Here is a 13552-nt window from a genome sequence, read left to right on the forward strand (position 1 = left end):
GGGATCCCTCAGCCCACGGGGAGAGGGAAAAAACACCGCACAAAATTCACTATCCTTTCCCGCTTTTTATCTAAAAACGAATGGTTATTAGCGATTCGTTTTAATTCCTTTATCAAAATTCCTCCGCCGGAAATACTGCCCTCATAACAACAAGGGGAGCAGGCATTATGGCAATTTCATCGCGAATCACACTACTCGGCGCCCTGGCGCTGTGGGCATTTCAGGCGCAGGCGGTGGACGTCACCGTCGCGTATCAAACCTCTGCGGAACCGGCGAAAGTCGCGCAGGCGGATAACACCTTTGCCAAAGAGAGCGGCGCAAAAGTTGACTGGCGTAAGTTCGACAGCGGGGCGGCCGTGGTGCGCGCGCTGGCGTCCGGCGATGTGCAGATCGGCAATATCGGATCCAGCCCGCTGGCGGTCGCGGCCAGCCAGCAGGTACCGATTGAGGTGTTCCTGCTGGCGTCACAGCTCGGTAACTCCGAAGCGCTGGTGGTGAAGAAAAACATCACCAAACCGGAAGATCTGATCGGCAAGCGTATCGCCGTGCCGTTTATCTCCACCACTCACTACAGCCTGCTGGCGGCGCTCAAACACTGGGGCATCAAACCGGGTCAGGTACAAATTATCAACCTGCAGCCGCCGGCCATTATCGCGGCCTGGCAGCGTGGCGATATTGACGGGGCTTATGTCTGGGCACCGGCCGTGAACGAGCTGGAAAAAGAGGGCACCGTGCTGACCGACTCCGAAAAAGTGGGCCAGTGGGGCGCGCCAACCCTCGACGTGTGGGTCGTGCGTAAAGACTTCGCTGAGAAGCATCCTGAGGTGGTGAAGGCCTTTGCCAAAAGCGCCATTGACGCCCAGCAGCCCTACATCAGCAACCCGGATGAGTGGCTGAAGCAGCCTGCCAACCTGGAAAAACTCTCGCGCCTGAGCGGCGTGCCGGAAGCGGACGTGCCGGGGCTGGTGAAGGGTAATACCTATCTGACGCCCGCGCAGCAGGTACAACAGCTGACCGGGCCGGTAAACAAAGCGATTGTGGATACGGCCACCTTCCTGAAAGAGCAGGGCAAAGTGCCCGCTGTGGCGACGGATTACAGCCAGTACGTGACCGACCGCTTTGTGAAATAAGGAGTCCGCCATGCTGAATATTACAAATCTGTCTGCCGATTACGGTGGTAAACCCGCGCTGGAGGAGATCAACCTGACGCTGGACAGCGGGGAGTTGCTGGTGGTGCTGGGTCCGTCCGGGTGCGGGAAAACCACGCTGCTGAATCTGATCGCCGGGTTTGTACCGTATCAGCATGGCACCATTCAACTGGAAGGCAAAAGGGTGGAGGGCCCGGGCGCCGAGCGCGGCGTGGTCTTCCAGAACGAAGGGCTTCTCCCCTGGCGCAACGTGCAGGAAAACGTGGCATTTGGGCTGCAGCTTGCGGGCGTCAGTCGTGAAAAAAGGCTGGCCATCGCACGGGAGATGCTGAAAAAAGTGGGGCTCGAAGGGGCCGAAAAGCGGTTTATCTGGCAGCTTTCCGGCGGCCAGCGCCAGCGGGTCGGCATTGCCCGCGCGCTGGCGGCCAACCCGCAGCTGTTACTGCTGGATGAACCGTTCGGCGCGCTGGATGCGTTCACCCGGGAACAGATGCAAACCCTGCTTTTACGCCTGTGGCATGAAACGGGCAAGCAGGTGCTGCTGATCACCCATGATATTGAAGAGGCGGTATTTATGGCCACCGAACTGGTGCTGCTATCACCGGGGCCGGGTCGCGTGCGGGAGCGCTTACCGCTGGATTTTGCCCGCCGCTACGTTGCGGGGGAACCCGTGCGCAGCATCAAATCCGATCCGCTGTTTATTGAACAGCGTGAATACGTCTTAAGCCGCGTGTTTGACCAACGGGAGGCTTTCTCATGAGCATTGTCTTCAGTGAAAAAACGCGCCGCACGCGCCTCAGCTTACGCTGGCCGTTCTCCCGCCAGATCACGCTCAGCGTGGGCACGTTGCTGGCGTTACTCGCGGTGTGGTGGCTGGTTGCCGCGCAGGCGTGGGTCAGCCCGCTGTTCCTGCCGCCGCCGGGACAGGTGCTGGCCAAACTGATTACCATCGCCGGGCCGCAGGGTTTTATGGATGCCACCCTCTGGCAGCATCTCGGCGCAAGCCTGACGCGCATTCTGGTGGCGCTGCTGGCGGCGGTGGTGCTGGGTATTCCGGTCGGCATCGCGATGGGGTTAAGCCCGACGGTGCGCGGTATTCTTGACCCGCTGATTGAGCTTTACCGCCCGGTGCCGCCACTGGCGTATCTGCCGCTGATGGTGATCTGGTTCGGTATTGGTGAAACGTCAAAGATCCTGCTGATCTATCTGGCGATTTTTGCCCCGGTTGCCATGTCCGCTCTAGCGGGGGTGAAAAGCGCCCAGCAGGTAAGGATCCGCGCGGCTCAGTCGCTGGGTGCCAGCCGAACGCAAGTGCTGCTGTTCGTGATTTTACCGGGCGCGCTGCCGGAGATTTTAACCGGGTTACGCATTGGACTTGGCGTGGGCTGGTCAACGCTGGTGGCGGCTGAGCTGATCGCCGCCACGCGGGGATTAGGGTTTATGGTGCAGTCGGCGGGAGAGTTTCTGGCGACTGACGTGGTGCTGGCAGGGATCGCGGTGATCGCCGTGATCGCCTTCGGATTAGAACTGGGGCTGCGCGCGTTACAGCGCCGTCTGACGCCCTGGCATGGAGAAATACAATGAGTGAACGTCTGACCATTACCCCACTGGGGCCGTTTATTGGCGCGCAGGTGTCGGGCCTGGATGTAACCCGTCCCCTGAGCGATAACCAGTTCGAGCAGTTGTACCATGCGGTGCTGCGCCATCAGGTTGTATTCCTGCGTGAGCAGGCGATCACCCCGCAGCAGCAGCGTGCGCTGGCCCTGCGCTTTGGCGATCTGCATATTCATCCGGTTTATCCGCATGCCGAAGGGGTAGAGGAGATTATCGTCCTGGATACCCACAACGATAACCCGCCGGATAACGATAACTGGCATACCGATGTGACCTTTATCGAGACGCCACCGGCCGGGGCGATTCTGGCGGCGAAGCAGCTGCCGGAAACGGGAGGCGATACGCTGTGGACCAGCGGTATCGCGGCTTATGAGGCGCTGTCGGCACCGTTCCGGACGTTGCTGAGCGGCCTGCGGGCGGAGCATGACTTCAAAAAGTCGTTCCCGGAATACAAGTACCGGAAAACCGAGGCGGAACATCAGCGCTGGCAGGAGGCGGTAGCGAAACATCCGCCGCTGCTGCACCCGGTGGTGCGCACCCATCCGGTGACGGGCAAGCAGGCGTTGTTTGTGAACGAAGGGTTCACGACGCGCATTGTGGACGTGACGGAAAAAGAGAGTGAGGCGCTGTTAAACTTCCTGTTCGCGCATATCACCAAACCGGAGTTCCAGGTGCGCTGGCGCTGGCAGGAGAACGATCTGGCAATCTGGGATAACCGCGTGACGCAGCACTATGCCAATGCAGACTATCTGCCCCAGCGGCGGATTATGCAGCGGGCGACGATTTTAGGGGATAAACCGTTTTACCGTGCATCTTGATTGCCGGGTGGCGGCGTTGCCTTACCCGGCCTACGTTTGATTGTAGGCCCGGTAAGCGTAGCGCCACCGGGCAATGGGGTTAAAGGTGCGCCTCAATATACCGCTGATAGCGGTTCGCCTTGAGATAACACAAATCCACCAGCACCAGCCCGTCGACGCAGTCGTTGAACGACGGGTCGCTGCCAAAATCAATAAACTGCACGCCGCCGGGTTCGCAAAGCTCGGAATACTGCTTGTAGAGCGGCGGAATACCGCAGCCAAGATTGCCGAGCAGGGATTTCAGCTTCGTCAGATCGTCCACGTAATCCACGCCGCCAAACTGCGCCAGAACGTCCGGCAGGGAGGCCGGGTAAGGCTGACGTGACGCGGCGAGCGGATGCGTCGCCGGGAACCACAGGCGGTAAAAGGCCACCAGCAGATCCCGTGCGGCAGGCGGTAAGCCGCCGGAAATGGAGACCGGGCCAAACAGGTAGCGATAGTGCGGATAGCGCGCCAGGTAAGCCCCAATGCCGGACCATAAATAATCCAGGCCGCGGCGACCCCAGTAGCGCGGCTGAATAAAGCTGCGCCCCAGCTCAATGCCATGTTCCAGCACGTCCTGCATTTTATCGTCGTAGTGGAACAGGCTGTAGCTGTACAACCCTTCCAGACCGCGACGTTCAACCTGGCTGGCGGTCGGCATAAAGCGATATGCGCCGACGATCTCCAGATCCTCATCATCCCAGAGGATCAGGTGCAGATAATCATCATCGTAACGGTCAGTGTCCCGACGTTTACCGCTCCCTTCTTCCACCGCGCGAAAAGCAATCTCGCGCAGACGGCCCAGTTCGCGCAAGAGCGGGGCATCTTCCTGACCGTTGCGCTGCCAAAGATAGATCGTTTTACCGTCACTGGTTTTGCCCAGACATTCGGCCTGCGCCAGCGCGCGTTTCAGGGTGGCACGATCTTCCGGACGGGCAATGGCGCACTGAGTTTTAAAAATGCCAGGCACTCCCTTGCCAAGACGCATCACGTGCTGACGACACTGCTCGGCCATCTCACGCGACGAAAGGGTGGCGCTATGCCAGTGATGCCACGCAATCTGCTGGCCGATTTTTATCGGCAGCTGGCTGTGACGGCGGCGGAACATCTGTTGCATCAGCAGCAGCATCGACAGCGTCGGGGAGACCAGCGTGCTGGCATAAAAGAGCAGGCTGTTGTGGGCCTGAATATGCACCGGAAGCAGCGGGACGCGCAGCTTGCCGGCGAGTTTAATAAATCCTGGGTGCCATTTTTTATCGCGAATGCCTTTGCGCGTGGGGCGAGAGACTTCGCCCGCCGGGAAGAAGATCAGCACGCCCGCATTTTGCAGATGCTGTTCCATCTGCACCAGAGACGTTTTCGCCGTCCTGCCGCCCATATTGTCCACCGGAATAAACAGCGAGCTGAGGGGCTCAAGGTGGGTCAGCATCCGGTTAGTGACGACTTTAACGTCACGCCGCACGCGGGAGACGGCGTACAGCAACGCCAGCCCGTCCAGCGTCCCTGTCGGGTGGTTGGCAATAATGACCAGCGGGCCATGTTCGGGGATTTGTTCGAGGTCGCGGGCGGAAATGGTGCAGACGATATCAAGGTGTTCCAGAACCTGCTCCACCATATCCAGCCCTTTCAGGTGGCGGTGGGCGGCGGCAAACTGCTGAAATTCGTCTTCGTAAAACAGTCTTTTTAACAGACTTTTTTGCCAGGGTGCAGGCCTCGCCTGAGGCCAAAGATCGTCGAGAACGCTATCGAGGCTAAACATGGTCACTCCTCCTGCCGTCTTGCCCAGACAGTAGAAGGAGGAGATGTCGGTTGTATTGCAGTTTGGTGAAGATTAGCGGAGGATTTTTTTCTCAGCCAGATCCAGTGCGAAGTAGCTGAAGATCAGATCCGCACCCGCGCGTTTGATCGCCCCCAGGCTTTCCAGGATCACTTTCTCTTCGTCAATCGCACCCGCCAGCGCGGCGAATTTGATCATCGCGTACTCACCGCTGACCTGGTAAGCGCCCAGCGGCAGCTCAGTACGCTCGCGGATGTCGCGCAGAATATCCAGATACGCGCCAGCCGGTTTCACCATCAGGCAATCAGCACCCTGGGCTTCATCAAGCAGGGATTCGCGGATCGCTTCCCGACGGTTCAGCGGGTTCATCTGATAGGTTTTACGATCGCCCTTCAGCGCGGTACCGGCAGCTTCACGGAACGGGCCGTAGAAGGAAGAGGCAAATTTGGTGGAGTAGGACATGATGGCGGTGTCGGTAAAGCCCGCCGCATCCAGAGCCTGGCGAATTGCCTGAACCTGTCCGTCCATCGCGGCAGAAGGGGCGATGAAATCGGCTCCTGCAGCGGCCGCGACGACAGCCTGCTTGCCCAGGTTCAACAGGGTGGCATCGTTATCCACGCCATGATCGCACAGCACGCCGCAGTGGCCGTGCGAGGTATATTCGCAGAAGCAGGTGTCGGACATCACCACCATTTCCGGCACGGTCTCTTTGCAGATCCGCGACATGCGGGCGACGAGGCCATCCTCTTTCCACGCGTCGCTGCCGGTCGCGTCGGTATGGTGGGAGATGCCGAAGGTCATCACCGAGCGGATCCCCGCGTTGGCGATACGTTCGATCTCACGCGCCAGATGTTTCTCAGGAATGCGCATCACGCCAGGCATGGCTTCGATGGCCTTGTAGTCATCAATCTCTTCTTCGACAAAAATCGGCAACACCAGATCGTTTAAGGTCAGGGTTGTCTCTTCAAACATGGCGCGCAGTGCAGGTGACTTGCGCAGGCGGCGGGGGCGTGCAATTAAATCGGTCATGGTATGCCTGATGTTTGTGGAACAAAGAGGGCTAGTGTACATCAAAGTGGCGGCTGTGGTTTTACGAAAGTGGGCTTTTTGTTAATGCGAAATGCGCTCTGCGATGTTTCAGGCGATGACTTTATATAACGAGAAAAGCGCGGTTTTAACGGCGTGAAGTATTGGTGAAATTTCTGTATTGAAATAGATATATCATAAATAATGATTTTTTATTCTTTAAAATATTCCCTGTGATTATGGTGTTTATTTCCCATGTGACTGTTTTGTCGTGTTTGTTTACCCGTTTTTGATGCTGTTTGTCTGTATCCGGACTTAATTGAATCATTCATTGAACCTTTTCGAAATGAAAATGCATAATTCGCTGCGCAATAAAATATTGCCAAATGATTTGATGGACAAACTTGCTTACGTCCCTGAGGAGGGATGACCCAATGCAAACATGGAAAAAGAAACTGGTTGTATCTCAACTTGCATTAGCCTGTACCCTGGCTATCGCTTCTCAGGCCAATGCGAAAGATATTTCCGGCACGACATATAATATTTATGGATATGATAATACCGTGACGACACCCTGGTATTATGGGTATGCTGACTGGGATTACGCTGGTGACAGCCATGACGGTGATATTTATCCGGTGATTAATAAATCCACCGTGAATGGCGTTATTTCAACGTACCATCTGAACGATGGTGCTAATGGACAAACGCATTCGCTGAGTATATCTAACAGCACGATTAATGGCATGATCACTTCTGCCTGCATGGATACCACTTGTACCGAACATGATGGAACTCAGTACGATCGCTTTAGCCTGACGGTGGATAACACGACCATCAACGATGCCTATGAGCACTATGCTTATGATGTGGTTGACGGTAATAGCACTGAAGCGCACTCTCTGGATACTTACGCGCTGGGTAATGCCATCACGCTTGATGTTGAATCGGATATTGTCATTCAGAATAATTCCCACATAGCGGGTATTACGCTGACGCAGGGAACGCAGGAGCGAGACAACACACCGTATGATAACGTTGAAGGGGTGGCCAACAGCAGCAATGTCTTCACCAATACCCTGGTGGTAAAAGACTCTGTTCTGACGTCTGGCGCATACAGCGATCTGGGCACCAGCGGGTTCTACGGACAGACAGCGAAGCCGAGTGATTATGGTGAGAATAATGCCACCGCGTCAGATGATGCGGCGCTGATCGTTACTGCTGGTGCGTCTGACAACGCGATGCAAACCACCGCGACGTTTGATCACTCCACCGTGACGGGCGATATCCTCTTCACCAGCACCTTTGACAACAACTTCTACGAGAACGGGGATCCAGTAACCGATACCACCGCAGACGGCGTGTATAACCCAACCACCAACGGCTGGGATGGTACCGACAAGCTGGATGTCACGCTGACCAACGGCAGCAAATGGGTAGGTGCTGCGCAGTCCAGCGTGGAAGCCATCAGCACGTCACAAATGTATGGCCAGGGATACAGCAATGTTGACTGGCGAGCACTCTCTCCGAACAGTATCTGGCCTGATTCCATCTACGACAGCAACGGTCACGTTGCAGGTGAGGATGTTTATCAGAGCGGTCTGTTTAACGTCACGCTGGATAACGGCTCTGAGTGGGATACCCGTAAGCAGTCGAATATCGATACGTTGAAGGTAAACAACCAGTCGCAGGTGAATGTTGAAAATTCTGGCCTGCTGGCGGATACCATCACTCTGACCAATGCCTCATCATTGAACGTGGGCGACAGCGGTGGCGTGGCGACCGACCATCTGTATCTGGACAGCTATAGCCGTGCGGCACTCACGGAAGAAACGGCTGAGCTGTATGCCAACACCATCACCGTCGATAACGGTGCTGAGCTGGCACTGGGTCTGGGCCAGGTTGATACGCACAATATGGTACTGACCGATGGCGGTGTGCTGAATGTAGCCAGCCGTGATTACGTGCTGAACAGCGATCTGAACAACGCACGCTATACCACTAACGATACGCACAAAGCCGATTACGACTATGGTGTTGTGGCGCTGAATTCTGACGGCCATCTGGCGGTGAACGGTGATGTCGCAGGCAACTACAAGGTGCGTATCGACGATGCGACAGGGGCCGGTTCCGTTGCCGATTACAAAAACAGAGAGATCGTCCGTGTCTATGACAATAACGCGGATACAGCGGCCAGCTTCACTGCCGCCAACAAAGCCGATTTAGGGGCTTATACCTATCAGGCGAAGCAGCAGGGGGACACTGTCGTTCTGCAGCAGAAAGAGCTAACCGACTACGCCAATATGGCGCTGAGCATTCCTTCTGCTAATACCAACATCTGGAACCTGCAGCAGGATACCGTAGGGACGCGTCTGACCAACAGCCGTCACGGTCTGGCGGATAACGGCGGGGCGTGGGTGAGCTACTTTGGCGGCAACTTCGACGGTGACAACGGCGTTATCAGCTACGATCAGGACGTCAGCGGCATTATGGTGGGTCTGGATACGCAGATCGACGGTAATAACGCGAAGTGGATCGTCGGTGGCGCGGCAGGGTTCGCGAAGGGGGATATCAGCGATCGTACCGGTCAGGTTGATCAGGATAGCCAGACGGCGATGATCTATGCCTCAGCGAAGTTTGCGAACGATATGTTCCTCGACAGCTCCCTGAGCTATACCCGTTTCAATAATGATCTTTCCGCAAATATGAGCAACGGTCAGTACGTGGACGGTAATACCACGACAGATGCGGTAGGCTTTGGAATGAAACTGGGCTATGACTGGAAACCCAACCTGTCTGGCTACGTGACGCCATACGCTGCCGTCTCGGGCCTGTTCCAGTCGGGTGATGATTACCGTCTGAGTAACGACATGCGCGTTGACGGGCAATCTTACGATAGCCTGCGTTATGAACTCGGCCTTGATGCGGGATACACCTTCAACTACAGCGGTGACCAGGCTCTGACGCCATACTTCAAACTGGCCTGGGTCTATGATGACGCTGATAACAAAGCTGATATTAACGGTGACAGCATCGATAACGGCGTAGAAGGTTCCGCTGTGCGCGTGGGACTGGGGACACAGTTCAGCTTTACGAAGAACTTCAGTGCTTACACGGATGCCACTTATCTGGGCGGCGGCGACGTTGACCAGAACTGGGGCGCCAATGTGGGCGTGAAATATACCTGGTAATGTCTGTCAGCGGGGGAAATTATCCCCCGCTTTTTTATCGATAAAAATAAAAAATAATATTGAACCGACAAATACGGATGTCTTGAGGTCTGCATGAGCGTTAATGCGAAACCACTTGCTGAATTAAGCCGGCTCGAACAGTGTCTGATAGCAGCCAGTACCCCTTTTCAATCTGCGCCACAACAATTCATTCTATCTGGTGAGTGTAATGAGCCCCGCACGATCGTATTACAAACCGGTATAATTGATATTTATCGTCATTCTGATGAATTGCTGGTGGGTATGGCAAAATCGCCATTTATTTTGGGCCTGTCCACCGTGATGATTAAACATTGCCAGAAATACAACGTGGTCGCCAAAACACCCTGCACGGGATTTTATTTATCGTCTGACACCACCCGGCAACTCATACAACAGAATGCGCTCTGGAAAGAGGCCTTCAGTTGGTTATCGTGGATAAATTACCTTCTTGCGAAACGCGATATGCAACTGGTGGGAAATAATTCCTACCACCAGATCCGCGCCATGCTGCTGAATATGGCGGAGTGGGATGAAACGCTGCGCTCAAAAATTGGTGTAATGAATCATATTCAACAAAGCACCCGAATTTCGCGCTCGGTGGTGGCAGAGGTTCTCGCCGCGCTTCGGCAAGGAAACTACATCAACATGAGCCGGGGCAAGCTGGTTAGCATCAACCGCTTGCCCATGGAGTATTAAGATCAGTTCGACGCGGTGAGCACCTGGGCTTTATTGGCGCTCAGTTCAGCCACTAAGTTATTAATACCGTCACTCATATTGACGAAACGCGTATGCGGCGAGCGGGTGACCACCACAAACGCCCCCACGTTTGACTGTGGGATCATTGCCATATAGGTAATGAAGCCACCGCCGCCGCCCGTTTTTTGGATAATACCCGGACGGCCATTTTTCGGCGCCATATAGACCCAGCCCAGGCCGAGAGCATCGGCTTTACCCGGCACGTCCATCCCGATGACGCGGTTCAGCTGCGTACGCTGATAAATCAGGGTCTGCATCCGATCGGCCTGGCTGTTGCGAGTGTAGAAATCCGAGGAGAGGAACTGCTGCATCCAGCGCATCATATCACCAGGGGTGGAATACACCCCACCGCTGCCCACGGCTGCCAGCGTGTTATTACAAGGGCTTGCGCCTTTCTCGGCCACCATCAGACGACGGCACTGATCCGGGGAAGGGGTAAAGGTGGTGTCTTTCATCCCCAGCGGACGGGTGATCTGCTCTTCAAACAGCTGAGGGTAGGGTTTGCCGGCCGCCGTAGAGAGGGCATCCGCCAGCAGGTCAAATGCCAGGTTTGAATAAGAGGCCTGCGAACCTGGCGCCACCTTCAGCGTGGCGGTACTCAGGTAACTCCAGCGCTGGTCACGCGTAGGCCAGACAAAGACGTCACGATGCGCCGCGCCGCCTGGCTGCTCACGCGGCAGGGCACTGGTATGGGTGGCAAGGTTCACCAGCCGGATCGGTGTCCCCTGATATGTCGGTACCCGCACGCCCGGGGGCGCATATTTGCTGAGCGGGTCGTCGAGTTTCACCACGCCCTGGTCGAGGAGTTTCACCAGCATTTCGCTGGTCATCAGCTTGGTTAAGGACGCGATGCGGATAACGGAATCCAGCTGCGGGCGAACGTTATTACCCGGGCGCGTTTCGCCAAAGCTGCGGAATACTCGCTGGTTGCCGTCGATCACGACCAGCGCCATCCCGGTCGCGCCGCTGCCGTAATAGATTAAATTCGCGTAGCGATCGGCAATATCAGAAGCTAAAACCGGCGCCGTCAGCGGTTGGGCTGCCTGGGCGGTAGAAAAGCTCACCGCACACAGCGCGGCAAAAAAGAGCAGACAACGTTTCAACGAAGAGCATCCATGAAGTGAATGAGGAAAGTAATGGGTATTTATACTACTAATCGATGTCGCGCAATGCCCCGAATTACATAACATAGCGAGAAAAACGTAACCATGGGTAAATATAAACAATTTACTCAGGCGCCATCTCCCATTTTGTGACATCGGGCTTATGATAGGCACCAGTGTCACTCAATTTTACGGAGAACGGTATGTCTGAGAAGCGTGTGGTGATGGTTGTCGATATGCAGCAAGGGGTGTTTGAGACCCCTCGTCTTCAGCGAGAAATATGTGTTTCGCGTATTAACCAGCTTACGCAGGCGGCCGATACCGTCATCTTTATTCAGCACACGGAAGAGGGTGGGCTTGAGGAGGGGAGCGAAGGGTTTGCCCTGCTTCCCGAGCTGGACCAGCCAGCCGGCGCGTTTTACGTGACGAAGACCGCCTGTGATGCCTTCTACAACACCGGGCTTGAGACGCTGCTGCGTGAGCAGGGCATTCGCGAGTTTGTGATCTGCGGCTGCGCCACGGATTATTGTGTTGACGCGACGATCAAGAACGGCGTCAGTCGGGGGTATCACATCACCGTCGCAGAGGATGCCCATACCACATCCAACCGCCCGGCTGCAGAAGCACAGATCCTGATCAACCACCACAACGACGTCTGGCGTAACTTCATTGCGCCAGCGAATCCTCTCGCGGTGAAACGCACCGAAACAATTCTCGAAAACTGGAAAGCGAACTAATTATCAACCCCTGGGTCTGACCTTTTTGCCTGAGTCGGGAGACTGGCTCAGGCAGATTTTCGTGTGGTGATGTGTTGTACACAGCAACAGCCATAACAACAAGAAGGAAGCATTATGTTTAAGTCTTTTTTCCCAAAGCCGGGGCCTTTTTTCCTGTCGGCATTTATTTGGGCACTGATCGCTGTCATTTTCTGGCAGGCGGGCGGCGGCGCGTGGCTGGCTCGCATTACCGGCGCGACGGGCGAAGTACCGATTAGCGCCGCGCGCTTCTGGTCGCTGAGCTACCTGCTGTTTTACGCCTATTACATGGTATGCGTGGGGCTGTTTGCGCTGTTCTGGTTTGTTTATTCTCCGCACCGCTGGCAGTACTGGTCAATTCTCGGCACATCGCTGATTATCTTTGTGACCTGGTTCCTCGTAGAAGTGGGCGTGGCGGTGAACGCCTGGTATGCACCGTTCTACGATCTGATCCAGACTGCCCTCAGTTCACCGCATAAGGTGACCATCAACCAGTTCTACCATGAAGTAGGGATCTTCCTCGGTATCGCTCTTATTGCGGTGGTCATCGGCGTGATGAACAACTTTTTCGTCAGCCACTACGTTTTCCGCTGGCGTACCGCGATGAACGAACATTACATGGCGCACTGGCAGCACCTGCGCCATATCGAAGGCGCCGCGCAGCGTGTGCAGGAAGACACCATGCGTTTCGCCTCCACCCTTGAAGACATGGGTGTCAGCTTTATCAATGCCATCATGACGCTGATTGCTTTCCTGCCCGTGCTGGTAACGCTCTCGGCGCACGTGCCGGATCTGCCGATTGTTGGTCATCTGCCTTATGGTCTGGTGATCGCCGCGATTGTCTGGTCGCTGATGGGAACGGGTTTGCTGGCGGTGGTGGGGATCAAACTGCCGGGACTGGAGTTTAAAAATCAACGCGTCGAAGCCGCATACCGTAAAGAGCTGGTTTACGGTGAAGACGATGCCAGCCGCGCCTCGCCGCCGACCGTCCGCGAGCTGTTTGGCGCCGTGCGTCGTAACTATTTCCGTCTCTACTTCCACTATATGTATTTCAACATTGCGCGTATTTTGTACCTGCAGGTGGATAATGTTTTCGGTTTGTTCCTGCTGTTTCCGTCGATTGTTGCGGGTACGATTACCCTCGGTCTGATGACGCAGATCACCAATGTTTTCGGTCAGGTTCGCGGGTCGTTCCAGTACCTGATCAGCTCCTGGACCACGCTGGTGGAGTTGATGTCCATCTACAAACGTCTGCGCAGCTTTGAACGCGAGCTGGACGATCGTGACCTGCAGGAAGTGACCAATACGTTTAGCTAATACAG

The 13552-nt window shown here is 55.6% G+C and carries 11 protein-coding genes; 8 read left to right on the top strand and 3 right to left on the bottom strand.

The features are described 5' to 3' along the window. Window positions 1-167: 167 nt before the first annotated feature. Genes tauA through tauD form a run of 4 tightly spaced genes read left to right on the top strand, consistent with a single transcriptional unit; the run spans window position 168 to window position 3580 of the window. The gene (tauA, locus tag C1N69_RS04540) at window positions 168-1130 is read left to right on the top strand and encodes a taurine ABC transporter substrate-binding protein (RefSeq protein ID WP_025756238.1); all 963 of its coding nucleotides are present in this window, start codon (window positions 168-170) and stop codon (window positions 1128-1130) included. A gap of 10 nt (window positions 1131-1140) precedes the next feature. Further along, window positions 1141-1908 carry a taurine ABC transporter ATP-binding subunit gene (tauB, locus tag C1N69_RS04545; RefSeq protein WP_025756237.1) on the top strand — a complete coding sequence of 256 codons (768 nt, stop codon included), beginning with the start codon at window positions 1141-1143 and terminating at the stop codon, window positions 1906-1908. Next, window positions 1905-2732 (top strand): taurine ABC transporter permease TauC, encoded by an 828-nt coding sequence (gene tauC / locus C1N69_RS04550; RefSeq protein WP_047957848.1) that lies wholly within the window; start codon window positions 1905-1907, stop codon window positions 2730-2732. Before tauB ends, tauC begins: the two co-directional genes overlap by 4 nt. Beyond that, window positions 2729-3580: a taurine dioxygenase gene (gene tauD, locus C1N69_RS04555; RefSeq protein WP_095452282.1), complete on the top strand. Its 852-nt coding sequence runs from the start codon at window positions 2729-2731 to the stop codon at window positions 3578-3580. The genes tauC and tauD overlap by 4 nt, the downstream gene beginning before the upstream one ends. A gap of 79 nt (window positions 3581-3659) precedes the next feature. On the opposite strand, the gene olsF is transcribed toward tauD, so the two are convergent. Then, window positions 3660-5360, bottom strand: coding sequence for a bifunctional ornithine lipid synthase OlsF (gene olsF / locus C1N69_RS04560; RefSeq protein WP_155030753.1), 1701 nt, complete (start codon window positions 5358-5360; stop codon window positions 3660-3662). A gap of 72 nt (window positions 5361-5432) precedes the next feature. Further along, a complete protein-coding gene (gene hemB / locus C1N69_RS04565; RefSeq protein WP_025756233.1) occupies window positions 5433-6407 on the bottom strand; it encodes a porphobilinogen synthase in 975 nt (324 codons plus the stop codon). 431 nt (window positions 6408-6838) lie between these two features. Between hemB and C1N69_RS04570 the strand changes: the two genes are divergently transcribed. Next, window positions 6839-9595, top strand: a complete 2757-nt coding sequence (locus C1N69_RS04570; protein ID WP_155030754.1) for an autotransporter outer membrane beta-barrel domain-containing protein — start codon at window positions 6839-6841, stop codon at window positions 9593-9595. 93 nt (window positions 9596-9688) lie between these two features. Beyond that, window positions 9689-10312 (top strand): helix-turn-helix domain-containing protein, encoded by a 624-nt coding sequence (locus tag C1N69_RS04575; protein WP_059385570.1) that lies wholly within the window; start codon window positions 9689-9691, stop codon window positions 10310-10312. 2 nt (window positions 10313-10314) lie between these two features. On the opposite strand, the gene ampH is transcribed toward C1N69_RS04575, so the two are convergent. Next, complete coding sequence (ampH, locus tag C1N69_RS04580) at window positions 10315-11475, bottom strand: D-alanyl-D-alanine-carboxypeptidase/endopeptidase AmpH (protein ID WP_155030755.1); 1161 nt, start codon at window positions 11473-11475, stop codon at window positions 10315-10317. A 203-nt stretch (window positions 11476-11678) separates the two neighbouring features. On the opposite strand from ampH, the gene C1N69_RS04585 reads away from it, so the two are divergent. Beyond that, complete coding sequence (locus tag C1N69_RS04585; RefSeq protein ID WP_095441174.1) at window positions 11679-12212, top strand: cysteine hydrolase family protein; 534 nt, start codon at window positions 11679-11681, stop codon at window positions 12210-12212. 114 nt (window positions 12213-12326) lie between these two features. Further along, window positions 12327-13547 (top strand): peptide antibiotic transporter SbmA, encoded by a 1221-nt coding sequence (gene sbmA, locus C1N69_RS04590; protein ID WP_059385573.1) that lies wholly within the window; start codon window positions 12327-12329, stop codon window positions 13545-13547. Window positions 13548-13552: the final 5 nt, after the last annotated feature.

Source organism: Enterobacter sichuanensis, from assembly GCF_009036245.1.
Lineage (GTDB): Bacteria > Pseudomonadota > Gammaproteobacteria > Enterobacterales > Enterobacteriaceae > Enterobacter > Enterobacter sichuanensis.